Below are 24,474 nucleotides of genomic sequence, written 5' to 3'. Positions count from 1 at the left end.
TGTGGGAGCCGGGCTTGCCCGCGATGGCATCACCTCGGTTTAACTGAGACACCGAGGCGTCTGTATCGCAGGCAAGCCAGCTCCCACACAGTCCGTATTTCAACCACCTACCTGGCCGGCAACAGCTTGAGCGTACTGCGGGTATTCGCCGTCACTTCCTCATCATTGAAATGCGCCTGCTCATACCCGCCCTCGATGTACGTTTCCGCCTGGTCGGCATAGTGCTTGTCGAAGGGCACACCACTCTGCCCAACCGGGTTGATGGTCAGCGCATGGGCGGCGTCGGCGAAGTCGATCAGGCGCCGGGTCGAGGGGCCGTAGGTCACGGGCCACGGCGCAGGGCCGATCTGTGCAGATTGGTTGTTGGGCACTTCATGGCTGCCGGGAGCGGCAAACGGGCCGACGTTGACGATCATGTCCAACGGCTTCTGCGAGCCCAGCGGATGGCCGTGGGTCAGGGTGTGGGCCTTGCCCCATTGCCATTGCGCCGGGTCATCGCCGAAGGTCGCCTTGAGGTGTTGCAGGCTGTTGTCCCAGGCCAGCTTGACCGTGTCGGCACGGTGCCCGTCCCACCACGGCGAATCCGGTGAGGCGGTCAGGCGCGGTAAGGCGGCATCGACCACGCGGGTGGTGAGCAATGTCTTGAACATCGCGTCGCCCAGTTTCGGGCGGAACGCCGCATCGGTGAGGTTGAACAGGAACTGGTTGAACAGCGTGGCACTGGTGGAGTCCAGTGGGTAATCACCCTTCCAGGCGGCCAGTTGCTCCACCAGTTTCAACTGCGCCGGGTCCTTGACCACGTCACGCAGCACCGGCAGCAGCGGCGCCAGCAGCCGTGGGCCGTAGGCGGTGGTGGTGCCGAGCTGCAAGGCCTGGCTGTTGTTCACGTCCCATTTCACGCTGTTGTCGCTCAGTTGGGCGTTCAACTGCTGGCCACGGTCGGCCAGGTTGTAATACCCGGGGATCGGCATGCCGGTGGGCGACGCCGGCTGGGCGTTGGCCGACACCACATAACCCCGCGCCGGGTTTTCTTCCTGGGGGTTGGCGCTGAACGGGTAGAAGCCGAGTTTGTCCGCCTGGGCCGTGCTGCCGTCGAGGATAAAGCCCGGGTTGACCCCGGCCGGGCGGATCGGCAATTGCGCCGCCGCCCACCAGCCGATATCCCCCTTGGCATTGGCCCACACGATGTTCAGGCCCGGCGCCTGGACCTTGGCCGCCGCCGCGCGGGCCTTGGCGAGGGTGTCGGCACGGTTGAGCTGGTAGAAGCCGTCGAGGATCGGGTTCTCGGTGTCCAGGAACGCCCACCACATCGCAATCGGCGTCTTGCCGGCGTTCTCCCCGAGCACGTCATTGATGATCGGGCCGTGGGGCGACCTGCGCAGGGTCAATGTCACCGGGTCCTGGCCCTTGACCGCGATCTGCTGCTCGCTGCTGGTCATGTCCACCCACTGGTCGTGGTACCAGACCTGGTTGGGGTTGTCCGGGTTGACCTTTTCGGCGATCAGGTCGAGGTCATCGTTCTGGAACATGGTCAGGCTCCAGCCGAAATCCTTGTTGTGGCCCAGGAACGCCACTGGCACCAGTGCGTTGTGATAACCGTACAGTTCGAAGCCCGGCGCCGACAGCTGGGCTTCGTACCACACCGACGGCACCGAGAAGCGGATATGCGGGTCGCCCGCCAGCAACGGTTTGCCGCTCTTGGTGCGGCTGCCGCTGATGGCCCAGGCGTTGCTGCCTTCGAACTGCGGCAGGCCGTTTTCGGCGAGGGCCTGCTCGCTCAACTGGGCGATGGCGCCAAGGTCTTTCCAGTCACCGGCGGCCAGGTTCAGCGCGCCCTTGGGTTGCCAGTCGAGGTCGAAGACTTTCAGGTAATCGTTGCCCAGCTGATCGCGCACGTAGGTCAGCAAGGGCTCGGTGCGAAAGGCCGCGGCAAAGCTGTAGGCCAGGTAGCCGGCGACGCTGATGGTGTCTTCGGCGGTAAACGGGCGCTTGGGGATGCCCAGTACGTCGAACTCCATGGGGCTGGCGTGGCTGTCCTGATACTGGTTGACGCCGTCGAGGTAGGCTTGCAGGGCCTTCCAGGACGCCGACTCATGGTCCATGTGCTCGACGTAGCTCAAGGCACGCTCACGAATGCGCAGGCTGCGGAACAGTTTGTCGGTCTCCAGCAGCTTGGGGCCCAGCACTTCGGCCAGTTCGCCACGGGACAGGCGCCGCATGATTTCCATCTGGAACAAGCGGTCCTGGGCGTGCACATAGCCCAGGGCCCGGTACAGGTCGGTCTCGTTCTCGGCGCGGATATGGGGCACGCCACGGTCGTCGTAACGCACGGTGACCGAGCCTTGCAAGTGGGCTAGCTCCACGGTGCCCTGGCGGGTGGGCTGCTTGCTGTACACGTACCAGCCGGCGCCCACCATCAGGGCGACGAGCAGAATGGCCAGCGCGGTCAGGATGCGTTTCATGGGTTGTCCCTTATTAGTGATCCGGGCAGTTTAGTGGGTTTGGCGAGCGGTGAGGAAGAAGCTGTTGGCATCGTGTTCCCTGAACCTCACCTGCATGAAGTCGGGGTTCTGAAGTGGGAGGCGAGTGGGCGGGTTATTATGTTTGCTCTGTTACATGAAACCCGCTGCGCCCTTCACGATCAGGCCATCCGGGCGCGCCTTTGCTATCACTTTCGGAATGCAATTTATGACAGATCCCAGCCGTGCACAGGTGCCTTATGCCTGCTGCATGGAAACGCCATCGCTGATCAGCAGCTTTTTGCGATACCCGCCGGTTGGGTTCGACGCCCAGCTGTCAGTACAGGGACTGCCGTACTTTTTCACCCGGTTCGACCTGCAGACCACTGCCGACGATGAGTTGCGTGCCCGCCTGCGCGGCTGGCCGGGCTACCGTTTGTGGCAGTCATGGCTGCATATCGACACCTGCTTTGTCGGCACCACGGTCAGCGAATACTCTCCGTTCCCGCTGAACGTGCCGCCACAGGACCTGGCCCAATGGCTGCAACAGGAGTGCGCGCCGCAACGCAAACTCACCATCGTGAAAGATGTGCCGCTGGATTCTCCGCTGCTCAGCGTCGAGGACAATCGCTATGCACAAGGCCTGATCGAGGCGTGCAGCCAGCTCGGGTTCATCAGTGTCGAGGGCCAGGCACTGGCCTATGTGCCCATCGACTTCACTTCGATTGACGACTATTTGTCGCGGCTGTCCCATAGCCGCCGGCGCAACATCCGGCGCAAGTTGCGCAGCCGCGACAAACTGCGCATCGAGATCCTGGACACTGGCGACGCCCGCTTCAGCGACGAGCAATGGCAGCAGGAGCTGTACCGGCTGTACAAGGCGGTGTACGCACAGAGCGAAATCCACTTCGATTTGCTCACCCCCGAATTCTTCATCCAGCTGCTGACCGATGCCAGCAGCGGCGGGCATGTGTTCTGCTATTGGGACGAGGACGAACTGGTGGGCTATAACCTGTGCTATCAGCAAGACGGCAAGTTGCTCGACAAGTACATCGGCCTGAACTACCCGTTGGCGCTGGAGCACAACCTGTACTTTGTCAGCTGGTTTGTGAACCTGGAGTACGCGCTGGAGAAGGGCCTGGAATTTTATGTGGCGGGCTGGACCGACCCACAGGTCAAGTCCAGCCTCGGCGCCAGGTTTACCTTCACTCGCCATCTGGTATGGGTGAGGAACCCGCTGTTGCGCAAGGTGTTGAACCGTTTCCGTCACCATTTTGAAAGCGACATGCAGTGGCAGCAGGAGCAAACCTCATGAGTCAGGCCCGTCCCGCGTTGATCCTCGATTTTGATGGCGCCGTGAATAACATTCCCGGCGCCATCACCCTGCCGCTGCACGCCTGGCAGGAGAAGATTCGCTTCGGCTGCCGCTGGGCGCAATTCAAGGAGCTGGAGAGCGCCCTGCACGCGCAGATGCCCAGCGACTACGGCTGTGTGTTTACCGGCAGCGGTGACTATCACCACCTCAGCCAGTTGCTGTTGAACCGTCTGCCCACCCAGCAAAAAATCCAGCTGATCATTTGCGACAACCACCCGGACAACATGCGCTATCCGTTTGGTATCCATTGTGGGTCCTGGGTGTACTGGGCCAGCCGCTTGCCGCAGGTCGAGCATGTTCACGTGCTGGGCATTGGCTCGCCGGACATTTCCCTCAAGCACGCCTGGGAGAATCACTGGTCACCGCTGGTGAAACGCAAGCTGACCTACTGGAACACCAACGTCGATACCCGCTGGTTGAACTGGATCGGCGCAGGCCGCAGCAATCGCGCCTTCAGCAATGCAGACGAGTTGATGAGCGCGTTCGTGGCCCAGCTCGACCGTTCGCTGCCGGTGTATCTCTCCATCGATAAAGACGTGCTGAGCCCGGAGGTGGTGAATACCAACTGGGACCAGGGCGAGTTTCTGGAGAAGCATTTGAATGCGCTGATCGATGCCTGCGAGGGCAGCATTATTGGCGCGGACATTACCGGCGACGTGTCGGCCTATCACTACCAGAGCAAGTTCAAGCGCTGGCTGAGTGCGTCGGATGGCCAGGAAGAGCTGCCGGAGAACCAGGTGGTCCTCTGGCAACAGCAGCAGAATGAGTTGAATGCACGCTTGTTGACCCGTATCGATCAGAGCTGGGTCAGCGCTTAAGAATTCGCCGTAGATGGTCCAGCACCTGCTCAAACAGCGCGTCGGTCAGCCAGTGGCTGTTGCTGATCGACAGCGTCTGGGCGGCGAAGCTTTGTGCGCAGGGAATATGAGCGCCTTGCTGCAATAGCGGGGTGAGTGCCGAGTAGCCCGGCAGCACGTGGATAAACAGGCGGGTGACGCCCAGGCCCGCTGTCCACAGCTGCGCCATGGCGGTATCGCGGGTTTGAGCGCTGGGCATCACCACCATCAGGAACGGCCAGGTGCCTTGCTGGCCGGGGCCGTCGGTCAACACCGACACGCCGGGCAAGCGGTTGAGTTGCGCCACGCGGCGCAAGGCTCGCAGGCGCCCTTGCTGCAAATGCTCGGGCAAGCGTGCCAGGGCGGCGGCACCGACTTTCTGGCGATAGCCGCCCAGCCGGTGCAACGGAATGTCGTTGACGGAAAAATCGTCGCCCACCGCCGCCACTTCATCGCCCCGCGCCAGTGCCGCCCGCAGCGGCTTGCCATACACGTACTTCAGCCCGCGCGGCTGATACGCCATCGCATAGCCCCATAGTTCGGCGCTGCGTTGCAGTTCCCAGCGCAGGCTGAAGGGCAAGTCCTGCCGGCATTGCTGGTGCAAGGCCTGATGCAGCGCCGCGTCCCGGCTGAACAACACGCCGCCTTCCGCCGTCGTCAGGCCTTTGCCCAGTGCCATGCTGAAAAAGCCGATGTCACCTTTTAGCCCGACGCTTTTGCCTTCATCCAGCGCACCCATGGCTTGGGCCGCGTCTTCGATCACCGCCACGCCGAGCGGCGCGGCAATACGAATGGCAGCGCCCACATCCGCCACGCGCCCGGCCAGGTGGGTGACGACGATCGCCAGGGTGTTTTCGGTGCACAACTGCGCCAGCTGTTGTTCGTCGAGGTCGAGGCTGTCGGGCTGCAGATCGCACGCCACCACGCGCAAAGGCGGGCAGTGATGGGCCGCCAGGGCCACCAGCGGGCAGGTATAGGCCGGCACGATCAGTTCGGTGCGCCCCGGCATGCGCTGCTGCAACACCCGCAGCGCCATGATCAGGGCGGCGGTGCCGGAGCAGGGCAGGGCGGGCAGGGGAATATCGAGTTGTTGGGCCAGCGAACGGGCCAGGTCACCTGAAGTGCTGAATAAATCCTGCCAGCGCAGGGGAAGCCCCGCCGTCGGCGGAATTTCCCGTGGGCCGGCCACGCGGGTCATGACGCCAGCGTCTGCGAGGGCTCGGCCTCGACGGTCTTGCTCTCTTTGTCTTCGCTGCGGGCCAGGCACAGGATGCCCGCAATGATCAGCGCACCGCCGACGATCTTGGGCAGGGTCAAGGTGTCGTTGAACAGCCAGACCGAGATCAGCGTCACGCTGATCAGCTCCAGGTGTGAGGCCGCAAACGCCGGGCCGACCGGCGCGTACTTGAGCAAGGTCATCCAGGTAAAGAACGCGCCGATGTAGCCCACGAATGCGCCGTAGATCCACGGCGCACCGAACACGCGGACCAGCCACGCGGCGTCCATCGTCAGCGGTTCGGCATGAATCGAGGCGAATTTGAAGCTGACCTGCGCCAACGTATCGAAAATGATCAGCGACAGAAAACCCAGGATATAAAACCGTTTCATTACTCAAACCCCACGACGGTCACGCCACAGGCAATCAGCATGATGCCGATCAACCGCCATTTGCTCAGGCGTTCCTTGAACAGGAAACGGCCCGCAATCATGATGACCACAATATTGATGGAGCCCAGCATCACCCCGACCGACAACGGCACCAGCGTCAGGAAGGCCAGCCACAGCACGAACTCGAAGACGTAGCAGATGATGCCCAGCCAGATCCACGGACGCTTGAGCATATGGCGCCAGTGGGCCATGCCGTCATGCTCGGCGCTGGCTGAGGCCGCGGCTTTGAACGCCAACTGGCCGGATGTATCAACAATGACGTTGAGCATCCAGAGGATGATGGTTAATTGACTCATGTGTTCCCGTATCGTCTGCTTATACGCCTGGCACCGACGGCTCAAGCGCCGTCCGCCCCGCTTGTCGCTTACGATACAGCAGCATGCCGATACCGTTGTTCGAGTTTGCCGAACGAACAGCGTCTGTTCAGCTTGGCGCCGCCCGGGTCAGGGGGTTGGAGTTGCCGCGCTCCACTCGCAATAACAGCCGACTGCCAGGGTGTGGGTCGCATTCACCTCGCGCCCGCTTCCGAGGGCTTTCAGGATAGGCTCGATAAAGCTGTTACTGGAATTACACGTCAGCCCTTCGCTGTAGGGGCCAAAGTACGCCAGCTTGCCGCTGCGGTCCCAGATGCCTACGGCGGGGCTGGCGGGCACGTGTTGGGCGCCGGGCAGGGCCTTGAGGGCCTTCATTGCGCCGAGGGTGGCCGGCAACTGGCCGTGGCTGCCGGCTTTCTGCAGGGAGTAGAACTCCACGCCTTGCGGCGCGTACTGCTCGATCAGTTCGCCGAGGTGCTGTTGGTTGCCGACGTTGCACGGGCAGGCCGGGTCCCAGAAGTGCACCAGGCGGATGGGGCCGGGGCCGGCCAGCTCGGGCGGCAGGCTCAGGGTGTCACCGGAAAACACCGCCGTATGCTCACTGAACGCCCGCAGGTAGCGACCCTGGAACCAGTCATACGCCGCCCATAACACACCGGCGCAAATAATCACGATCAGGCTGGCGAAGAGGGTGGTGCGGTAGGGCTGTCGCATTTGGATCGATCCTCGGAGGACGCGTAGCTTGCCATGCTTGCCCTGACAGATGAATATCGCGGCTCGATATTCATCTGTTCAATGCGTTGAAGCCACCGCCTGGAAGTTCTTATGCCCGTTACGTTTGACCCTGATCATCTACGCGAAAGCCTGCGGCCCCTGGTGGACGCGCAGCCGCTTTCTGCCGAGGCCCGGGTCTACCAGCGCTTCTACGGCCTGGACCTGCCCGCCCGAAAGGTGCCGGCGACAAGTCGTCTGGGGCGCTTTGCGGTGGACGGGTTCGACGTGGTCTGCCAGGTGTGGTGGCCGCCCGTTCCGGTGGCGACAATGTTCCTGTTTCATGGCTTCTACGACCACATGGGCCTGTACCGCAACGCCGTGGATTGGGCGCTGGACCAGGGCTTTGTGGTGATCGCCTGCGATTTGCCGGGCCATGGCCTGTCCAGCGGCGAGCGGGCCAGCATCGATGACTTTGAGGTGTACCAGGACGTGGTGCAGGTGCTGTTCGAACAGGCCAAGGCGTTGCAGTTGCCGCAGCCGTGGCACTTGTTCGGGCAAAGCACTGGGGGCGCGATTGTGTTGGATCACCTGCTTAACCACGGCACCGACAGCCCGGCCCAGGGCAAGACCTTTCTGCTCTCACCGCTGGTACGGCCTCGCGCCTGGGGCTGGTCGCAGCTCAGCTATTACCTGCTCAGGCCGTTCGTCAAAGGCATTGCCCGGCGTTTCAGCGATAACACCAACGACCCGCAGTTCAAGCCGTTCCTGGAGGCCGACCCGTTGCAGCCCCGGCAACTGCCGACCGCGTGGGTGGGCGCGTTGGCGCGCTGGATCAAACGCATTGAAGCGGCGCCCCGCAGTACGCGGCAGCCGTTGATTGTGCAGGGGGAAGAGGACATGACGGTGGACTGGCAGCACAACCTGAACGTGCTGCGCAGCAAGTTCGACCAGCCGCAGGTGCTGATGCTGCCGCGGGGCAGGCATCATTTGGTGAATGAGATTCCGGAGATTCGGCAGCAATACTTCAGGTTTCTCACCGACCACCTGAAATAACGCTGTTCCCTGTGGGAGCTGGCTTGCCTGCGATAGCGGTGTCAGGCCACACTTTCATTACTGACCCACCGCTATCGCAGGCAAGCCAGCTCCCACATCGTTTACGGTGCCAGGCTTGAAGTACTTTGCCCTACCGCCAGCCCGGCACGAATCGCCGCCAATGCCGCCTTGTAGTACGCCTTGCCATCCGGCGACTCCGCAAACGTCGCGAATTCTTCCAGCTCCGGGTCGGACAAGTCCCGATAGACGTACAGCAGCGTGTTGTTCAAATCATTGCCAATCTGCTGCATCAGGCGCTCGCGCTGGCCGTTCAGCATGCCCTGTGCCTGACCACCGCCCAACAGGCCGGGGATCATCTGGCTCAGGCTGTCGGCCGCCACACCGGCAATCGCCAGGCTGACTTCAGCCCCGGCTTCCCGTGCGGGCAGGGCCTGGGCCAAGTGGCCGATGATCAAGCTGCGGGTGGCGTCGGCCTCCATATGCGGCAAACCCTGGGCGTTCTTGGCCAGTTGATCCCGGCGGGTTGCCAGCAGCTCGGCGGCGACAATCTTGCGCCCAAGGGGCGACTGGAAGAACGCCAACGCCGGCTTCGGGTCCGCCAGGTTCTTGCGCAGCTGTGCCTCGGCGCGCTGGTCGACCGACTGGGGCGCAAAGCGCTTATTGCTGTTGTCCACCAGCGCCTGATACACGGCGGGCGGCAAACTGTTGCGGTAGCGTTGCTGGGCGGCACTGAGGGCGTCATTAAAATGCGCGCGCTGGTCTGCCCAGCCGGCGACCTTGTACAACTGGTCATGGCTGTCTGCCCAGGCGGGCAAAACGCAGAGCATCAGCAAGGAAAAAAACAAACGACGCATATGGACTCCTGTCAGTCGGCCACTATTGTCCGTGTCGGGCGTAGGATTTGTCGAGAAATCCTATCGGTCACCTGACTAAAGTGTATTCAGACGCTCGGCGGCTCTGTCGGATTCACAGGCGTATGGATACTATGCGCGCCATGCCCATACCCTCCGATCACCCGCTGCTGTTACGCATTGTCGATGACCTGGCCGCACAAGGCTGGTCGCAGCAAACGCTCTTCCTGCCCGAGGCTCTGACCCTCGAACTGGCGGCTGAGTGCCAAAAACGTGCCGCCGAAGGTGAATTGGCGCCGGCTGCCGTCGGGCGCGGCCCGTCCCAGGAGATTCGCGAGGGCATTCGGGGTGACCATATCCAGTGGCTGGAGCCGGGCGAAGTGGTGGCCTGCGACAACTACCTCGAGCTGATGGACAGCCTGCGGGTGGCAATGAACCGGGGTCTGTTCCTGGGCCTGGAAGACTTCGAAAGCCACTTTGCGATGTACCCGCCGGGGGCGTTTTACCTCAAGCATGTGGATCGCTTTCGCGATGACGACCGACGCATGGTGTCGGCGGTGATCTATTTGAACAACGCCTGGCTGCCGGAGCAGGGTGGCCAGTTGCGCATGTACCTCAAGGGCGACGTCGAATACGATGTGGTACCCACCGGCGGTTGCCTGGTGGTGTTCCTGTCGGGGGAAATCCCCCATGAAGTCATGCCTGCCACCCGCGAACGCCTGTCCCTCACCGGCTGGTTTCGCCGGCGGGGTAACGAGCCGTTTTGATGATGCAAAAGATTCTGGTCAGCCGCTGCCTGCTGGGGCACCGGGTACGCTACGACGGAGGGGCCAGCGGGCCTTTCGACCAACTGGCCGCGTGGCAGGCCGAAGGCCGGGTGGTTGCCGTGTGCCCGGAAGTGGCGGGTGGCTTGCCGACCCCGCGCCCGTCGGCCGAGATTCCGGGCGGGCAGGGGATTGATGTCTGGGAAGGCCGCGCCCAAGTGCTGACCGCCCAAGGCGAAGACTTCAGCGAAGCCTTCCTCGAGGGTGCCCGCCAGGCGCTGGCGTTGGTGCAACGCCACCACATCCGTGTCGCCGTGCTCAAGGCCAACAGCCCGTCTTGCGGCAACCTGCTGACCTATGACGGCACCTTCAGCGGCGTGAAGGTAACCGGCGAAGGCGTGACGGCCGCGTTGCTCAAGCGCCATGGGGTGCTGGTGTTCAGTGAGCTGGAGTTGCCTGAAGCGGCCGCGGCCCTGGCAAAACTCTCAAGCCCGGCATAGATCAAAATGTGGGAGCGGGCTTGCCTGCGATAGCAGTGTATCAGCCTACATTTTTGATGCTGACCCACCGCTATCGCAGGCAAGCCAGCTCCCACATTGACCGAGTCGTTTATTCGGCCTTCGCCACCGGCTTGCTCGCATCCATCCCGAACCACTTCTCCGACAGCGCCGTCAGCCGGCCATCAGCCTTCACCCGTTGCAGGGCCTTGTCCAGGCTGGCCTTGAACGCCGGGTTACCCTTCTGGAACGGAATCGCCAGGCTCAACGTCGGGCCAACGTCTGCGCCGCCCTTCACGGGCAATGCGCTGTCACGAATCGCGTAGGGAATCAGCAAGCGGTCACTGATGGCCGCATCAATTTGCTGGTCGGCAACGTCCTTGATCGGCTGTTTGGCATCGGCGTAGCTGCGCAAATCAACGCCTTCGGCGGTGCGCGCCTGCTCCACAAACTGGCTGCCCTGGGCCACGCCCAGCGCTTTGCCCTTGAGCGCCGCAAAGCTGCCGAGCGGGCGCTGTTCCTGCTTGCGTACGATCAACTGCGCGCTGGAGTAGCTGTAGGGCTCGCTGAAGTCGAAACGATCCGCCAGTTCAGGAGTCATAGCGATATGGTTGATCGCCACGTCGTACTTGGCGCTTTCCACGCCGGCCATCAACTCGGCGGCATCCACGGTGATAAAGGAGGCGCGTACGTCCATTTCCTTGGCAAGCAATTCACCCAGCTCCACTTCAAAGCCGGTGAGCTTGTCGCCTTCCTTGAAATTGAACGGTGGGGTGTTGGCCTCCAGGGCGATGCGCAATTCCCCACGGTCAAACACATCGTCGATCAGTTCGGCATGGGCCAAGGGGCTCATAAGGGGCAGTAACAGCAACAGGCCAGGCAGGAAACGCATGGTCTCTCCTAAAGATTTCGAATGAGCGAGGCGTTGTTCAGGCTCGCTTTGCTATGGTGTTGAGTGCCTTGGACAGCAATTTGTCGTGAAGTTGTCATAACCCTACAGATTTCCCGGAAAAACTGGAGAAGTGAATGAAAGCCTTTTTGACCCGTACAACGCTGGCCAGCCTGCTCTTGGGCGTTTCGATGCTGGCAACCGCCGCCGATGGCATTCCGCGTAGCGCGCCACCGGCTGGTGCGAAGGTGTTTATCGTGTCGCCGAAAGATGGCGCCACCGTCGACAAAACCTTCACCGTGAAATTCGGCATGGAAGGCCTGAAACTGGCCCCGGCCACCAGCCAGGACCCGGGCACCGGCCACCACCACCTGCTGATCGACCAGAAAGAATTGCCTGACGCCAGCGTGCCGATCCCGGCCACCGATACCGTGATCCACTACGGCAAGGCCCAGACCGAAACCGAGCTGACCCTCACCCCAGGCAAGCACACGCTGCAACTGGTGGCAGGCGACAAGCTGCACATGCAGTTCAACCCGACTGTAGCGTCGAAAGTCATCACGGTTAACGTGAAATAAAAAACGGGAGCCCCTTGCGGGGCTCCCGTTTTTATTTGCAGGAGCGAGCGTGCTCGCGAAAAACCTGAGGGCGCTGCGTGCATCCAGGATGCACGCGTTTTCGTTAGCGTTTTTCGCGGGCAAGCCCGCTCCTACAGGCTTAGAACAACACGCGGCTACGGATAGTGCCTTTGATGTGCTGCAGCTTCTCTTGCGCCAGGTCCGAGTACTCGGCGTCTACGTCGATTACCACGTAGCCGACTTTCTCGTTGGTCTGCAGGAACTGACCGGAAATGTTGATGCCGTTTTCCGCGAAGACCTTGTTGATCTCCATCATCACGCCAGGGATGTTCTGGTGGATGTGCAGCAGACGGTGCTTGCCAGGGTGAGCCGGCAGGGCCACTTCCGGGAAGTTGACCGAGGACACCGACGTACCGTTGTCGCTGTACTTGACCAGTTTCTCCGACACTTCCAGGCCGATGTTGGCCTGGGCTTCAGCGGTGGAACCGCCGATGTGCGGGGTCAGGATCACGTTGTCCAGGCCACGCAGCGGGCTTTCGAAGATGTCGTCGTTAGAGCGCGGCTCTACCGGGAACACGTCGATGGCGGCGCCGATCAGGTGCTTGTCCTTGATCGCGTCGGCCAGGGCGTCCAGCTCCACCACGGTGCCGCGTGCAGCGTTGATCAGGATGCCGCCCTTCTTGATGGCGCGGATTTCCTTCTCGCCGATCATCCACTGGGTTTCAGCGGTTTCCGGTACGTGCAGGGTCACGATGTCGGACATGCCCAGCAGCTCGGTCAGGCTCGACACCTGAGTGGCGTTGCCCAATGGCAGCTTGGTCAGGGTGTCGTAGAAGAACACCTGCATGCCCAGGCCTTCGGCCAATACCGACAGTTGAGTACCGATCGAGCCGTAACCGACGATACCCAGCTTCTTGCCGCGGATTTCGAAGGAGTTGGCTGCGCTCTTGATCCAGCCGCCACGGTGGCAGGAAGCGTTCTTCTCAGGGATGCCGCGCAACAGCAGGATCGCCTCGGCCAATACCAGCTCGGCGACGGAGCGGGTGTTGGAATACGGTGCGTTGAACACCGCGATGCCGCGCTCGCGCGCTGCGTTGAGGTCGACTTGGTTGGTGCCGATGCAGAAACAGCCGACCGCCACCAACTTCTTGGCGTGATCGAAGATCTCTTCGGTCAGCTGAGTGCGGGAGCGAATGCCGATAAAGTGCGCGTCGGCGATCTTTTCCTTTAACTGGGCTTCCGGCAGAGAACTGGTGATGTACTCAATGCTGGTGTACCCGGCGGCCTTCAGGACTTCGACGGCCGATGGGTGGACGCCTTCCAGAAGAAGGAACTTGATCTTGCTCTTATCGAGAGAAGTCTTGCTCATCTGCGTAAACCTGTATCCCGGAGAAAAATGGCAGGGAATCGGATCGCGTAAGCTGACCCGGACGGCAGGAAAGCCGTCACCGCAGAACGCCCTTGGGCACTATCCTGCGGGGGCGGTATGCTAGCATACGTGCCCCGCTAAACACCCATTCCTGCGACGTGAAGCGTTCTCAGGATGACCATGAATTGTTCGAGAGTTCTGTCGATGACCCATCCTGCCCTGATTGATGAGCTGAAGACCCTGGTTGAGCCTGGCAAGGTCCTGACCGATGCTGACTCCCTTGAGGCTTACGGCAAGGACTGGACCAAGCATTTCGCGCCGGCGCCGGTGGCCATCGTCTTTCCGAAGACCACTGAGCAGGTGCAGGCCATCGTCCGTTGGGCCAATGAACACAAGGTGGCGCTGGTGCCGTCCGGCGGTCGTACCGGCCTGTCGGCGGCGGCGGTGGCGGCCAATGGCGAAGTGGTCGTGTCGTTCGACTATATGAACCAGATCCTCGACGTGAACCTCACCGACCGCACCGCTGTGTGCCAGCCGGGTGTAGTCACCAAGCAATTGCAGAACGTGGCCGAAGAAAAAGGCCTGTACTACCCGGTGGACTTCGCATCGTCCGGTTCCAGCCAGATTGGCGGCAATATCGGCACCAATGCCGGCGGGATCAAGGTCATTCGCTACGGCATGACCCGTAACTGGGTGGCGGGCATGAAGGTCGTCACCGGCAAGGGCGACCTGCTGGAACTGAACAAAGACCTGATCAAGAACGCCACCGGCTACGACATGCGCCAGCTGTTCATCGGCGCCGAGGGCACTTTGGGCTTTGTGGTCGAAGCCACCATGCGCCTGGACCGTGCGCCGAAAAACCTCACGGCCATGGTGCTCGGCACCACCGACTTCGACTCGATCATGCCGGTGCTGCACGCGTTCCAGAGCAAGCTGGACCTCACCGCCTTCGAGTTCTTCTCCGACAAGGCCCTGGCCAAAGTCCTCGGCCGTGGCGACGTGCCGGCCCCGTTCGAATCCGACTGCCCGTTCTACGCGCTGCTGGAATTTGAAGCGACCACCGAAGAAGTGGCCAACGACGCCCTCGCCACGTTCGAGCATTGCGTGGAGCAGGGCTGGGTGCTGGACGGCGTGATGAGCCAGAGCGAAACCCAGTTGCACAATCTGTGGAAGCTGCGCGAGTACATCTCCGAGACCATCTCCCACTGGACGCCGTACAAGAACGACATCTCGGTGACTGTGTCGAAAGTGCCGGCCTTCCTGAAGGAAATCGACGCGATCGTCGGGGAACACTACCCGGACTTCGAAATCGTCTGGTTCGGCCACATCGGCGACGGCAACCTGCACCTTAACATCCTCAAGCCGGAAAACCTGAGCAAGGACGAGTTCTTCGCCAAGTGCGCCACCGTCAACAAGTGGGTGTTCGAGACCGTGCAGAAGTACAACGGCTCGATCTCCGCCGAACACGGCGTGGGCATGACCAAGCGCGATTACCTGACCTACAGCCGCTCGCCGGTTGAAATTGAATACATGAAGGCAGTGAAAGCGGTGTTCGACCCTAACGGGATCATGAACCCGGGCAAGATTTTCGCTGTTTAACAGTCCCTGAAGGAGTCGGTCCATGAGCTACCAGCACAAGTATGTCGACGGCACCAATATTCACTTTCCCCTGGGGAAAGTGGTGTGCATCGGGCGTAACTACGCCGAACACGCCAAGGAACTGGATAACCCGGTACCGACCGAGCCGCTGCTGTTTATCAAGCCTGGCAGCTGCGTGGTGGCGCTGGAAGGCGGTTTCGCCATCCCTGCCGAGCGCGGTTCGGTGCATTACGAAGCGGAAATCGCGGTGCTGATCGGCAAACCGTTGTCGACCAAGCCGAGCCGTGAGGAAGTGCTGGATGCCATCTCCGGCTTCGCCCCGGCCCTGGACTTGACCCTGCGGGACAAGCAGGCCGAGCTGAAAGCCAAAGGCCTGCCATGGGAAATCGCCAAGTCGTTTGATGGCGCGGCGGTGATTGCCCCGTTCGTCGTCGGCAGCACCTTCCCGGACGTGACCGATATCGGCATCCGCCTGACCATCAATGGCGAAGTGCGCCAGGACGGTAACAGCGCGATCATGCTCAACCCGATCATCCCGATGATCCAGTACATGGCCGGTTGCTTCTCGCTGCAGGCCGGGGACGTGATCCTCACCGGTACGCCGGCCGGCGTTGGCCCGCTGAATGTGGGTGATGAGCTGGTGCTGGAACTGCCGGGTGTGAGCCGGTTCGAAAGCAGCGTTCGCTAAGACACGGTCAAAAATGTGGGAGCCGGGCTTGCCCGCGATGACGGTGTGTCAGTCGCCTTAAATGTTGACTGACCCGCCGCCATCGCGGGCAAGCCCGGCTCCCACATTGTTTTGTGTTTGTCTGGAAATATCGGTTTTTGCATTTTTTTCACACCCCATCCGGATAATCCTCAGCCTCCTGCGCGCGGACCTTCTGATCCTGTGCTATCCCCTAAAGCTGACTTTCTGGAAAGCGTAATGGCCGTGCCTCTGCCCTCCGTAAAACCCACGCTGCGTTCGCGCCTTGCCATGCGCTGGTATTCCTGGCTGTTCCTGGCCGGTGCGATCATTTATGGCGTGGCCTGGGCGATGCACTGGGACGACCGCGGCTTGCTGTGGGTGGCAGAACGCTTCGAAACGTCGACCGAGCGCCTGGAAAGTGTCTGGCTCCCGGACTACCGCGCCGTGATCGACGGCAAATTGCTGCCCGGCATGGAGAAGGACGAAGCGTCGGACCTGGCCTATAACCCGCTGACCAAAACCCTGTTCTCGGTGATGGGCAAGAACCCGTTCCTGGTTGAGCTGACCCTGCAAGGCGACGTGCTGCGCAAGATGCCGCTCAACGGCTGGAACAATCCGGAAGGCGTGACCGTGATGGAAAACGGCCTGCTGGCGGTGGTGGATGAGCGCCAGCACAGCCTGACCATCGTCAAGGTCGACCCGCAGACCCAGCAGTTGAACAAAGCCGACTTCCCGTCCTATGACCTGGGCCCGTCCAAGGACCAGAACAAAGCCTTTGAGGCCGTCACCTGGGACAAGCGCAACCAACAGCTGATCCTCGGCGAAGAGCGGCCGCCGGCCCTGTTCACCTGGAAAAGCGATGGCAGCCAGACCCTTACCGGTGACAAGCAAAAGGTGGCCAATACCGAGTTGGACATGCGCAACCTGTCGGCGCTGACCGTCGACCCGCGCACCGGCCACCTGCTGGCGCTGTCGGCTGACTCCCATCTGCTGCTGGAACTGGACGAGAAGGGCGAGCAGGTCAGCTTCATGACCTTGCTCGGCGGCTTCAATGGTTTGAAGCACACCATTCCCCGTGCCGAAGGCGTGACCATGGACGAGAACGGCACGTTGTACATGGTCAGCGAGCCGAATCTTTTCTATCGTTTCGAGAAGCAGGCCCAGTAGTTCTATTACGTCAGATTTTTCTCTATCTGCGGCATCCGCCAGACACCCGGGGCGTTTAAGTTTAAATTCAGGCGACCGTGATATTCATTCGCCAGTTTTTACCTTGAGCCCCGCCCCGATGCGTCGACTTGCCCGCCCCAAACCTGCTTTTTTTATCCTGATCCTGATCGCCCTTGTCGCGTGCGGCGTGGTTGCCCAGCAATTTCGCCTGTTCGAACGTGCCTGGTTCAACTGGCAGTCGTGGCGTAATCCTGCCGGTGAACATTCCATTGGCCTGGGGGATTACCGGGTAACCCTGGAGGCGCAGGTGATCGAGGGCCTCAACGATGACGTCTCGGCCCTGACCTATGATCCGGTGCGCAACAGTCTGTTTACCGTCACCAACAAGAATGCCGAGCTGGTGGAGCTGTCCCTGGACGGCAAGATCTTGCGGCGCATTGCGCTGGTAGGCTTTGGTGATGCCGAGGCGGTGGAGTACATCAGCGACAACACCTACGTGATCAGTGATGAGCGCCAGCAGCGGCTGATCAAGGTCCATGTGGATGACGATACCCAATTCCTCGACGCCGCGGATGCCGAGCAAATGACCCTTGGCGTGCACCTGGGGGGCAACAAGGGGTTCGAAGGCCTGGCCTATGACTCGGTGGGCAAGCGCCTGTTTGTGGCCAAGGAACGTGACCCGATGCTGATCTACGAGGTGCACGGCTTTCCCCATTTCACACCGGAAAAAACCTACTCGGTGCACGTGATCAACAACCCCAAGCGCGATGCCGGGCTGTTTGTGCGCGACCTGTCGAGCCTGCAATACGATGAGCGCAGCGGCCATCTGCTGGCGCTGTCGGATGAGTCATTCCTGGTGTTGGAGCTGGATATCGACGGTCGTCCCCTGAGCAGTCTGTCGCTGCTCAAGGGGCGCCATGGCCTGAAGCAGCGGGTGCCTCAGGCCGAAGGGATTGCCATGGACGACGACGGCACGTTGTACATGGTCAGTGAGCCCAATCTTTTCTATGTGTTCAAAAAAACCAAGTCCTGAGACCTGCACAGGACAAATGTGGGAGCGGGCTTGCTCGCGAAGACGGTGGGTCAGCTTGAGCATCTGGTGACTGACACACCGCCTTCGCGAGCAAGCCCGCTCCCACATTTGGATTTGTGTCAGGCCTTCAGGGTTTTCACGCCTTCCGGTGTGCCCAGCAGCAGTACGTCTGCCGGACGGGCGGCGAACAAACCATTGGTGACCACGCCGACGATCCCATTGATCGAGCGCTCCAGCGCCACCGGATCGGTGATCTGCATGTTGAACACGTCAATGATGATGTTGCCGTTGTCGGTCAGCACGCCTTCGCGGTACACCGGGTCGCCGCCCAGTTTCACCAGCTCGCGGGCCACGTGGCTACGGGCCATCGGGATCACTTCCACCGGCAGCGGGAAGGCGCCGAGTACCGGCACCAGTTTGCTGGCGTCGGCGATGCAGATGAAGGTCTTGGCCACGGCCGCAACGATCTTCTCGCGGGTCAGGGCGGCGCCGCCGCCTTTGATCAGGTTCAGGTGCGCGTCGCTTTCATCGGCGCCGTCGACGTAGAACTCCAGGTCGCTGACGGTGTTCAGCTCATACACCGGAATGCCGTGGCCCTTGAGCCGCGCGGCCGTGGCTTCGGAACTGGCCACCGCGCCGTCGAACGCACCTTTGTGCAGGGCCAGCGCATCGATAAAGCAGTTGGCGGTGGAGCCGGTGCCGACACCGACGATGCTTTTATCGTCGAGTTTAGGAAGGATTAAATCGACGGCGGCCTGGGCCACTGCCTGTTTGAGTTGATCCTGGGTCATGCGGGCTCCGGAACGGGCGGGGAGTAAAGAGGGGCGCGAGTATAACCCAACAAAACCTCGGTTTTCGTGTGGTCGCCCGGCCAAACGCTGGGTTAGACTCCTTGGCCCTGCCCAACCCGCCCAGTGATGCTTTCCGATGCTTGAACAGTACGTCAAAAAGATCCTCACCTCGCGCGTTTACGACGTTGCCGTAGAAACCCCGCTGCAGACCGCCCGCCAGCTCTCCGAGCGCCTGGGCAACACGGTCTGGCTCAAGCGCGAAGACTTGCAGCCGGTGTTCTCGTTCAAGATTCGCGGCGCCTACAACAAGTTGACTCAACTGAGCCTGGAGGAACGTGCGCGCGGCGTCGTCACAGCCTCGGCGGGCAACCATGCCCAGGGCCTGGCCCTGGCGGCCAAGGTGCTGGGGGTCAAGGCCACCATCGTGATGCCCAAGACCACCCCCGAGATCAAGGTCGAAGGCGTGCGCTCCCGTGGCGGCAAAGTGGTGCTGCACGGGGATACGTTCCCGGAAGCGTTGGCGTATTCGCTGAAGCTGGTCGACGAAAAGGGCTACGTCTACATCCACCCCTACGATGATCCGCACACCATTGCCGGGCAGGGCACCGTGGCGATGGAGATTCTGCGCCAGCACCCGGGGCCGCTGGACGCGATTTTCGTGCCGGTGGGCGGTGGCGGCCTGATTGCCGGTATTGCGGCGTATGTGAAGTACCTGCGGCCTGAAATCAAGATCATCGGCGTCGAGCCGGACGACTCCAACTGCCTGCAAGCCGCCATGGCGGCGGGTGAGCGCGTGGTGTTGCCGACCGTGGGCCTCTTCGCCGACGGCGTGGCGGTGGCGCAGATTGGCCAGCACACCTTCGAGATCTGCAAGGACTACGTAGATGAAGTGATCACCGTCAGCACCGATGAAATCTGCGCGGCGATCAAGGACATCTACGACGACACCCGCTCCATCACCGAGCCCGCCGGCGCCCTGGGCGTGGCGGGCATCAAGAAGTACGTCGAGACCCGTGGCATCACCGGACAAACCCTGGTGGCCATTGATTCCGGGGCCAACGTCAACTTCGACCGCCTGCGCCACGTGGCCGAGCGTGCCGAGCTGGGTGAAGGCCGCGAGGCCATTATCGCCGTGACCATCCCCGAGAAACCGGGCAGCTTCAAGGCCTTCTGCGAAGCCGTGGGCAAGCGCCAGATCACCGAATTCAACTACCGCTACCACTCCGGCCGTGAGGCGCACATTTTTGTCGGCGTGCAGACCCACCCGGAAAATGACCCGCGCAGCGCGCTGATCGCCAGCCTCACCCGTCAGGGTTTCCCGGTGCTGGACCTGACGGAAAACGAACTGGCCAAGCTGCATATCCGTCATATGGTCGGCGGTCATGCGGCCCACGTCAGCGATGAAGTGGTATTCCGCTTCGAATTCCCGGAGCGTCCGGGGGCGCTGTTCAACTTTCTTAACAAATTGGGCGGGCGCTGGAACATCTCGATGTTCCACTATCGCAACCACGGCGCCGCCGACGGGCGTGTGGTGGCGGGCCTTCAAGTGCCGGCAGACGAGCGTCACCTGGTGCCGGCGGCGCTGGAAGCCATTGGCTACCCGTATTGGGATGAAAGTGATAACCCGGCCTACCAGCTGTTCCTCGGTTGAGCGACTACGCTGACTGGGCGGCCTTCAAGGAATCGAGAACATGGAAACGCTGACCACCCTTAAAGTTATCCACATCGCGGCTACGGTATTGCTGCTGCTCAGCGGCCTCGCCCTGGCGGTGCTGGCCTGGCGCAAACGCAGCGCGGGGCCGGCCTATACCGTGCAGCGGCCGTGGGTGTTTGTGTGGTTGTTGATGGGGATTTGCGTGGTGAGCATGCCGTTCACCGGCTGGTGGCTGGTGCACTTGATCGGCTGGCCGCTGGGGCAAACGTGGATTTTGGGCTCGAGTGTGATCTACACCGTGGCGGCGCTGAGCTGGTTTTGGCTGGTGGCGCGGCTTAATCGACTGCGGTTGGGCGGGGCGGGGAGTGTGAACTTCACCCTGGCGCTGGCGGTGGTGAGCCTGGTGGGGTTTGTGGCGATTGCCGGGTTGATGGGGGCCAAGCCTGTCTGACCCTGTAGGAGCGAGCTTGCTCGCGAAAAACCTGAGGGTGCCGCGGGGAGTCAGGTTCCCCGCGTTTTCGTTAACGATCTTCGCGAGCAAGCTCGCTCCTACAGCGGGTTATCAGCCGCGCAGGGTGATCACCGGCCAGCCACGCTTTTCGGCCTCGGCCCGCAGTTTCGGATCCGGATCCACCGCCACTGCATGCGTCACCTGCTCCAGCAACGGCAGGTCATTCATGGAGTCGCTATAGAAGTAGCTGTCTTCCAGGCTGTACCCCGTCTCTTCCAGCCAACGATTCAAGCGCGTCACCTTGCCCTCGCGAAAGCACGGGATATCCGTGCTGCGCCCGGTGTAACGGCCACCTTCCATCTCGCATTCCGTGGCAATCAGGGTTTGAACCCCCAGCCGCTCGGCAATCGGCGCGGTCACAAAGCGGTTGGTGGCAGTGATGATCACCAGTTTGTCGCCTGCCGCACGGTGTTTGGCCAGCAACTCAACCGCCTGGGGCAGCAGGATCGGCTCGATGCAGTCGCGCATGTAGTCGCGGTGCCATTCGTCCAGCTGGGCTATCTCGGTGCGGCCGAGGATTTCCAGGCAGAAGTTCAGGTACTCGGCGTTATCCAGCGTGCCGGCCAGGTAGTCCTGGTAGAACTCATCGTTGCGCGCCTTGTAGGCCACCGCGTCGAGAATCCCGCGTTCACAGAGGTAATCGCCCCAGGCGTGATCGCTGTCACCCCCCAAAAGCGTGTTGTCCAAGTCGAATAAAGCCAGGCGCATTGCAGTTACTCGCTGAAAAGTCTGTAAAAAGGCGTCCAGAATACGGTCTTTTCACAAGAGTGCACATAAGGTAAGCAGCCTCGTTGCCGCTGTATCAATCTTTGTGGAACAATGCGGTGACATGCGTTTGCGAGGTTGTTGCCGTGATCGACCCCGATGGTTTCCGTCCTAATGTCGGGATTATTCTTACGAATGATGCCGGACAGGTGCTATGGGCTCGCCGAATCAACCAAGATGCCTGGCAGTTTCCTCAAGGCGGGATCAACCCCGACGAAACCCCTGAAGACGCCTTGTACCGTGAGTTGAATGAAGAAGTAGGCCTTGAACGCGAAGATGTGCAAATTCTGGCCTGCACCCGAGGCTGGTTGCGCTATCGTTTGCCGCAACGTCTGGTACGTACCCACAGCCAACCGCTGTGCATCGGCCAGAAACAGAAATGGTTTCTCCTGCGCCTGATCTCCAACGAGCAGCGGGTGCGGATGGATTTGACCGGTAAACCGGAGTTCGATGGCTGGCGCTGGGTCAGTTATTGGTATCCGTTGGGCCAGGTGGTGACATTCAAGCGCGAGGTTTATCGTCGCGCTCTTAAAGAGCTTGCCCCGCGCCTTTTAGCGCGCGACTGACGACGGAGTTCGACCCCGAGCCATGCTCAATACGCTGCGCAAGATCGTCCAGGAAGTTAACTCCGCCAAGGATCTCAAGGCGGCGTTGGGGATTATTGTGTTGCGCGTCAAGGAAGCCATGGGCAGCCAGGTCTGCTCGGTTTACCTGCTGGACCCCGAGACCAACCGTTTTGTCCTGATGGCCACCGAGGGCTTGAACAAGCGCTCCATCGGCAAGGTCAGCATGGCGCCCAATGAAGGTCTGGTGGGCTTGGTGGGGACGCGTGAAGAACCCCTGAACCTCGAAAACGCTGCCGACCACCCGCGTTATCGCTACTTTGCCGAAACCGGCGAAGAGCGCTACGCCTCATTCCTCGGCGCACCGATCATTCACCACCGCCGCGTTGTCGGCGTGTTGGTCATCCAGCAAAAAGAACGCCGCCAGTTCGACGAGGGCGAAGAAGCCTTCCTCGTGACCATGAGCGCGCAGCTCGCCGGGGTTATCGCCCACGCCGAAGCCACTGGCTCGATTCGTGGCCTGGGCCGCCAGGGTAAGGGCATCCAGGAAGCCAAGTTCGTCGGCGTACCGGGTTCGCCGGGTGCGGCCGTCGGTACCGCCGTGGTCATGCTGCCGCCGGCCGACCTGGACGTGGTGCCGGACAAGACCGTCACCGACATCAACGCCGAAATCATCCTCTTCAAGACGGCCCTCGAAGGCGTGCGCAACGACATGCGCAACCTGTCGACCAAGCTGGCCACCCAGCTGCGCCCTGAAGAGCGGGCGCTGTTCGACGTGTACCTGATGATGCTCGACGACGCGTCCCTGGGCAGCGAAGTCAAGGACGTGATCAAGACCGGCCAGTGGGCCCAGGGCGCGCTGCGCCAGGTGGTGACCGATCACGTCAACCGTTTCGAATTGATGGACGACGCCTACCTGCGCGAGCGCGCCTCGGACGTGAAGGACCTCGGTCGCCGTCTGCTGGCCTACCTGCAGGAAGAGCGCTCGACCTCGCTGGTGTACCCCGACAACACCATTCTGATCAGTGAAGAACTGACCGCCACGATGCTCGGCGAAGTGCCGGAAGGCAAACTGGTGGGCCTGGTCTCGGTACTGGGTTCGGGTAACTCCCACGTCGCGATCCTGGCCCGGGCCATGGGCATCCCGACGGTGATGGGCGCGGTGGACCTGCCGTATTCCAAGGTCGACGGCATCGACATGATCGTCGACGGCTACCACGGCGAGGTCTACACCAACCCCAGCGACGTGCTGCGCAAGCAATACGCCGAAGTGGTGGAAGAAGAACGCCAGCTGTCCCAGGGCCTCGACGCCCTGCGCGAATTGCCGTGCGTGACCCTCGACGGCCACCGTGTACCGCTGCTGGTCAACACCGGCCTGCTGGCGGACGTGGCCCGTGCGCAACAGCGCGGCGCCGAAGGGGTAGGCCTGTACCGCACCGAAGTGCCGTTCATGATCAACCAGCGTTTTCCGAGTGAGAAGGAGCAGCTGGCGATTTATCGCGAGCAACTGTCCGCCTTCCATCCGTTACCGGTGACCATGCGCAGCCTGGACATTGGCGGCGACAAGTCACTGTCGTATTTCCCGATCAAGGAAGACAACCCCTTCCTTGGCTGGCGCGGTATTCGCGTGACCCTCGACCACCCTGAAATCTTCCTCGTCCAGACCCGCGCCATGCTCAAGGCCAGCGAAGGCCTGAACAACCTGCGCATTCTGCTGCCGATGATCTCCGGCACTCACGAGCTGGAAGAAGCCCTGCATTTGATCCACCGGGCCTGGGGCGAAGTGCGCGACGAAGGCGCTGACGTACCGATGCCGCCGATTGGCGTGATGATCGAAATTCCGGCGGCGGTGTACCAGGCTAAAGAGCTGGCGCGGCAGGTGGACTTCCTGTCGGTGGGTTCCAACGACCTGACCCAGTACCTGCTGGCGGTGGACCGCAACAACCCGCGGGTGGCCGACCTCTACGACTACCTGCACCCGGCAGTGCTGCAAGCCTTGCAGAACGTGGTGCGCGACGCCCATGCCGAAGGCAAGCAGGTGAGTATCTGCGGTGAAATGGCCGGTGACCCGGCGGCGGCGGTGCTGTTGATGGCGATGGGCTTTGACAGCCTCTCGATGAACGCCACCAACTTGCCGAAGGTGAAATGGATGCTGCGCCAGATCAACCTGAGCCGGGCCAAGGAGCTGCTGGCGGAGTTGATGACCATCGACAACCCGCAAGTTATCCACAGCTCGCTGCAATTGGCGCTGAAGAACCTTGGGTTGGCGCGGATGATCAATCCGGCGTCTGCAAAAACCCTCTAAACCGAGGCGCCTTCATCGCAGGCAAGCCAGC

At 61.6% G+C, this 24,474-nt stretch carries 24 protein-coding genes; 14 read left to right on the top strand and 10 right to left on the bottom strand.

Going from position 1 to position 24,474, the window contains the following annotated elements; genetic code table 11:
* Positions 1-107: 107 nt before the first annotated feature.
* Entirely contained in the window at positions 108-2,462 is a 2,355-nt protein-coding gene (locus tag HX855_RS17265) for a penicillin acylase family protein (protein ID WP_177086760.1), read from the bottom strand.
* A 226-nt stretch (positions 2,463-2,688) separates the two neighbouring features.
* Between HX855_RS17265 and HX855_RS17260 the strand changes: the two genes are divergently transcribed.
* Entirely contained in the window at positions 2,689-3,774 is a 1,086-nt protein-coding gene (locus HX855_RS17260) for a GNAT family N-acetyltransferase (RefSeq protein ID WP_177086762.1), read from the top strand.
* Positions 3,771-4,652 (top strand): hypothetical protein, encoded by an 882-nt coding sequence (locus HX855_RS17255; protein ID WP_177086764.1) that lies wholly within the window; start codon positions 3,771-3,773, stop codon positions 4,650-4,652. Before HX855_RS17260 ends, HX855_RS17255 begins: the two co-directional genes overlap by 4 nt.
* On the opposite strand, the gene HX855_RS17250 is transcribed toward HX855_RS17255, so the two are convergent.
* The 4 genes from HX855_RS17250 to HX855_RS17235 form a co-directional block, all read right to left on the bottom strand.
* Positions 4,642-5,868: a DegT/DnrJ/EryC1/StrS family aminotransferase gene (locus HX855_RS17250; RefSeq protein ID WP_177086767.1), complete on the bottom strand. Its 1,227-nt coding sequence runs from the start codon at positions 5,866-5,868 to the stop codon at positions 4,642-4,644. The genes HX855_RS17255 and HX855_RS17250 overlap by 11 nt on opposite strands.
* The gene (locus tag HX855_RS17245; RefSeq protein WP_177043825.1) at positions 5,865-6,278 is read right to left on the bottom strand and encodes a multidrug efflux SMR transporter; all 414 of its coding nucleotides are present in this window, start codon (positions 6,276-6,278) and stop codon (positions 5,865-5,867) included. The genes HX855_RS17250 and HX855_RS17245 overlap by 4 nt, the downstream gene beginning before the upstream one ends.
* Positions 6,278-6,634: an EamA family transporter gene (locus HX855_RS17240; protein ID WP_177086769.1), complete on the bottom strand. Its 357-nt coding sequence runs from the start codon at positions 6,632-6,634 to the stop codon at positions 6,278-6,280. Before HX855_RS17240 ends, HX855_RS17245 begins: the two co-directional genes overlap by 1 nt.
* Before the next feature lie 147 nt (positions 6,635-6,781).
* Positions 6,782-7,366: a DUF6436 domain-containing protein gene (locus tag HX855_RS17235; protein WP_177086771.1), complete on the bottom strand. Its 585-nt coding sequence runs from the start codon at positions 7,364-7,366 to the stop codon at positions 6,782-6,784.
* A gap of 111 nt (positions 7,367-7,477) precedes the next feature.
* On the opposite strand from HX855_RS17235, the gene HX855_RS17230 reads away from it, so the two are divergent.
* Positions 7,478-8,419, top strand: a complete 942-nt coding sequence (locus HX855_RS17230; RefSeq protein WP_177086773.1) for an alpha/beta hydrolase — start codon at positions 7,478-7,480, stop codon at positions 8,417-8,419.
* A 101-nt stretch (positions 8,420-8,520) separates the two neighbouring features.
* On the opposite strand, the gene HX855_RS17225 is transcribed toward HX855_RS17230, so the two are convergent.
* Positions 8,521-9,273, bottom strand: a complete 753-nt coding sequence (locus tag HX855_RS17225; protein ID WP_063026433.1) for a DUF2059 domain-containing protein — start codon at positions 9,271-9,273, stop codon at positions 8,521-8,523.
* A 131-nt stretch (positions 9,274-9,404) separates the two neighbouring features.
* On the opposite strand from HX855_RS17225, the gene HX855_RS17220 reads away from it, so the two are divergent.
* Positions 9,405-10,037, top strand: coding sequence for a 2OG-Fe(II) oxygenase (locus HX855_RS17220; protein WP_177087121.1), 633 nt, complete (start codon positions 9,405-9,407; stop codon positions 10,035-10,037).
* A 2-nt stretch (positions 10,038-10,039) separates the two neighbouring features.
* Positions 10,040-10,534 (top strand): DUF523 domain-containing protein, encoded by a 495-nt coding sequence (locus HX855_RS17215; RefSeq protein ID WP_177087123.1) that lies wholly within the window; start codon positions 10,040-10,042, stop codon positions 10,532-10,534.
* Positions 10,535-10,643: 109 nt separating this feature from the next.
* Here HX855_RS17215 and HX855_RS17210 read toward each other — a convergent pair whose 3' ends face one another.
* On the bottom strand, positions 10,644-11,423 hold the full coding sequence (locus HX855_RS17210) for a transporter substrate-binding domain-containing protein (RefSeq protein WP_177086775.1): 780 nt from the start codon (positions 11,421-11,423) through the stop codon (positions 10,644-10,646).
* Between the two features lie 134 nt (positions 11,424-11,557).
* Between HX855_RS17210 and HX855_RS17205 the strand changes: the two genes are divergently transcribed.
* Positions 11,558-11,998, top strand: a complete 441-nt coding sequence (locus HX855_RS17205) for a DUF4399 domain-containing protein (protein WP_177086777.1) — start codon at positions 11,558-11,560, stop codon at positions 11,996-11,998.
* Positions 11,999-12,137: 139 nt separating this feature from the next.
* On the opposite strand, the gene serA is transcribed toward HX855_RS17205, so the two are convergent.
* A complete protein-coding gene (serA, locus tag HX855_RS17200) occupies positions 12,138-13,367 on the bottom strand; it encodes a phosphoglycerate dehydrogenase (RefSeq protein ID WP_177086779.1) in 1,230 nt (409 codons plus the stop codon).
* A gap of 204 nt (positions 13,368-13,571) precedes the next feature.
* Between serA and HX855_RS17195 the strand changes: the two genes are divergently transcribed.
* The 4 genes from HX855_RS17195 to HX855_RS17180 all read left to right on the top strand — a co-directional run bounded on the left by HX855_RS17195 (position 13,572) and on the right by HX855_RS17180 (position 17,854).
* Positions 13,572-14,966: an FAD-binding oxidoreductase gene (locus tag HX855_RS17195; RefSeq protein ID WP_003213844.1), complete on the top strand. Its 1,395-nt coding sequence runs from the start codon at positions 13,572-13,574 to the stop codon at positions 14,964-14,966.
* Positions 14,967-14,988: 22 nt separating this feature from the next.
* Positions 14,989-15,654, top strand: a complete 666-nt coding sequence (locus HX855_RS17190) for a fumarylacetoacetate hydrolase family protein (protein ID WP_177086781.1) — start codon at positions 14,989-14,991, stop codon at positions 15,652-15,654.
* Between the two features lie 237 nt (positions 15,655-15,891).
* Positions 15,892-16,821, top strand: coding sequence for an SdiA-regulated domain-containing protein (locus tag HX855_RS17185; protein WP_177086784.1), 930 nt, complete (start codon positions 15,892-15,894; stop codon positions 16,819-16,821).
* A gap of 118 nt (positions 16,822-16,939) precedes the next feature.
* The gene (locus HX855_RS17180) at positions 16,940-17,854 is read left to right on the top strand and encodes an SdiA-regulated domain-containing protein (RefSeq protein WP_177086786.1); all 915 of its coding nucleotides are present in this window, start codon (positions 16,940-16,942) and stop codon (positions 17,852-17,854) included.
* A 119-nt stretch (positions 17,855-17,973) separates the two neighbouring features.
* On the opposite strand, the gene rpiA is transcribed toward HX855_RS17180, so the two are convergent.
* On the bottom strand, positions 17,974-18,645 hold the full coding sequence (rpiA, locus tag HX855_RS17175; protein WP_177086787.1) for a ribose-5-phosphate isomerase RpiA: 672 nt from the start codon (positions 18,643-18,645) through the stop codon (positions 17,974-17,976).
* Positions 18,646-18,781: 136 nt separating this feature from the next.
* On the opposite strand from rpiA, the gene ilvA reads away from it, so the two are divergent.
* On the top strand, positions 18,782-20,296 hold the full coding sequence (gene ilvA, locus HX855_RS17170) for a threonine ammonia-lyase, biosynthetic (protein ID WP_177086789.1): 1,515 nt from the start codon (positions 18,782-18,784) through the stop codon (positions 20,294-20,296).
* A 40-nt stretch (positions 20,297-20,336) separates the two neighbouring features.
* Positions 20,337-20,750 (top strand): DUF2269 family protein, encoded by a 414-nt coding sequence (locus tag HX855_RS17165; RefSeq protein WP_177086791.1) that lies wholly within the window; start codon positions 20,337-20,339, stop codon positions 20,748-20,750.
* A gap of 111 nt (positions 20,751-20,861) precedes the next feature.
* Here HX855_RS17165 and HX855_RS17160 read toward each other — a convergent pair whose 3' ends face one another.
* Positions 20,862-21,518, bottom strand: a complete 657-nt coding sequence (locus HX855_RS17160; protein ID WP_177086793.1) for an HAD family phosphatase — start codon at positions 21,516-21,518, stop codon at positions 20,862-20,864.
* 143 nt (positions 21,519-21,661) lie between these two features.
* Between HX855_RS17160 and HX855_RS17155 the strand changes: the two genes are divergently transcribed.
* Both HX855_RS17155 and ptsP read left to right on the top strand, forming a co-directional pair.
* On the top strand, positions 21,662-22,141 hold the full coding sequence (locus tag HX855_RS17155) for an RNA pyrophosphohydrolase (RefSeq protein ID WP_003176750.1): 480 nt from the start codon (positions 21,662-21,664) through the stop codon (positions 22,139-22,141).
* A gap of 22 nt (positions 22,142-22,163) precedes the next feature.
* Positions 22,164-24,443 carry a phosphoenolpyruvate--protein phosphotransferase gene (gene ptsP, locus HX855_RS17150; RefSeq protein WP_177086795.1) on the top strand — a complete coding sequence of 760 codons (2,280 nt, stop codon included), beginning with the start codon at positions 22,164-22,166 and terminating at the stop codon, positions 24,441-24,443.
* Positions 24,444-24,474: the final 31 nt, after the last annotated feature.

Source organism: Pseudomonas sp. IPO3778, assembly GCF_013386825.1.
Lineage (GTDB): Bacteria > Pseudomonadota > Gammaproteobacteria > Pseudomonadales > Pseudomonadaceae > Aquipseudomonas.
The sequence above is the reverse complement of the archived record's forward strand: the minus strand, read 5'-3'. Positions and strand labels throughout refer to the sequence as shown.

What these genes read in the sequence shown, in the direction of transcription:
- HX855_RS17190 (WP_177086781.1), top strand. Translation starts at nt 14,989, where the DNA reads ATGAGCTACCAGCACAAGTATGTCGACGGCACCAATATTCACTTTCCC.
- HX855_RS17265 (WP_177086760.1), bottom strand. Translation starts at nt 2,462, where the DNA reads ATGAAACGCATCCTGACCGCGCTGGCCATTCTGCTCGTCGCCCTGATG.
- HX855_RS17230 (WP_177086773.1), top strand. Translation starts at nt 7,478, where the DNA reads ATGCCCGTTACGTTTGACCCTGATCATCTACGCGAAAGCCTGCGGCCC.
- HX855_RS17215 (WP_177087123.1), top strand. Translation starts at nt 10,040, where the DNA reads ATGCAAAAGATTCTGGTCAGCCGCTGCCTGCTGGGGCACCGGGTACGC.
- HX855_RS17195 (WP_003213844.1), top strand. Translation starts at nt 13,572, where the DNA reads ATGACCCATCCTGCCCTGATTGATGAGCTGAAGACCCTGGTTGAGCCT.
- HX855_RS17205 (WP_177086777.1), top strand. Translation starts at nt 11,558, where the DNA reads ATGAAAGCCTTTTTGACCCGTACAACGCTGGCCAGCCTGCTCTTGGGC.
- HX855_RS17210 (WP_177086775.1), bottom strand. Translation starts at nt 11,423, where the DNA reads ATGCGTTTCCTGCCTGGCCTGTTGCTGTTACTGCCCCTTATGAGCCCC.
- HX855_RS17260 (WP_177086762.1), top strand. Translation starts at nt 2,689, where the DNA reads ATGACAGATCCCAGCCGTGCACAGGTGCCTTATGCCTGCTGCATGGAA.
- HX855_RS17165 (WP_177086791.1), top strand. Translation starts at nt 20,337, where the DNA reads ATGGAAACGCTGACCACCCTTAAAGTTATCCACATCGCGGCTACGGTA.
- HX855_RS17185 (WP_177086784.1), top strand. Translation starts at nt 15,892, where the DNA reads ATGGCCGTGCCTCTGCCCTCCGTAAAACCCACGCTGCGTTCGCGCCTT.
- HX855_RS17255 (WP_177086764.1), top strand. Translation starts at nt 3,771, where the DNA reads ATGAGTCAGGCCCGTCCCGCGTTGATCCTCGATTTTGATGGCGCCGTG.
- HX855_RS17180 (WP_177086786.1), top strand. Translation starts at nt 16,940, where the DNA reads ATGCGTCGACTTGCCCGCCCCAAACCTGCTTTTTTTATCCTGATCCTG.
- HX855_RS17225 (WP_063026433.1), bottom strand. Translation starts at nt 9,273, where the DNA reads ATGCGTCGTTTGTTTTTTTCCTTGCTGATGCTCTGCGTTTTGCCCGCC.
- HX855_RS17245 (WP_177043825.1), bottom strand. Translation starts at nt 6,278, where the DNA reads ATGAAACGGTTTTATATCCTGGGTTTTCTGTCGCTGATCATTTTCGAT.
- HX855_RS17220 (WP_177087121.1), top strand. Translation starts at nt 9,405, where the DNA reads ATGCGCGCCATGCCCATACCCTCCGATCACCCGCTGCTGTTACGCATT.
- HX855_RS17160 (WP_177086793.1), bottom strand. Translation starts at nt 21,518, where the DNA reads ATGCGCCTGGCTTTATTCGACTTGGACAACACGCTTTTGGGGGGTGAC.
- rpiA (WP_177086787.1), bottom strand. Translation starts at nt 18,645, where the DNA reads ATGACCCAGGATCAACTCAAACAGGCAGTGGCCCAGGCCGCCGTCGAT.
- HX855_RS17250 (WP_177086767.1), bottom strand. Translation starts at nt 5,868, where the DNA reads ATGACCCGCGTGGCCGGCCCACGGGAAATTCCGCCGACGGCGGGGCTT.
- HX855_RS17235 (WP_177086771.1), bottom strand. Translation starts at nt 7,366, where the DNA reads ATGCGACAGCCCTACCGCACCACCCTCTTCGCCAGCCTGATCGTGATT.
- ilvA (WP_177086789.1), top strand. Translation starts at nt 18,782, where the DNA reads ATGCTTGAACAGTACGTCAAAAAGATCCTCACCTCGCGCGTTTACGAC.
- ptsP (WP_177086795.1), top strand. Translation starts at nt 22,164, where the DNA reads ATGCTCAATACGCTGCGCAAGATCGTCCAGGAAGTTAACTCCGCCAAG.
- serA (WP_177086779.1), bottom strand. Translation starts at nt 13,367, where the DNA reads ATGAGCAAGACTTCTCTCGATAAGAGCAAGATCAAGTTCCTTCTTCTG.
- HX855_RS17240 (WP_177086769.1), bottom strand. Translation starts at nt 6,634, where the DNA reads ATGAGTCAATTAACCATCATCCTCTGGATGCTCAACGTCATTGTTGAT.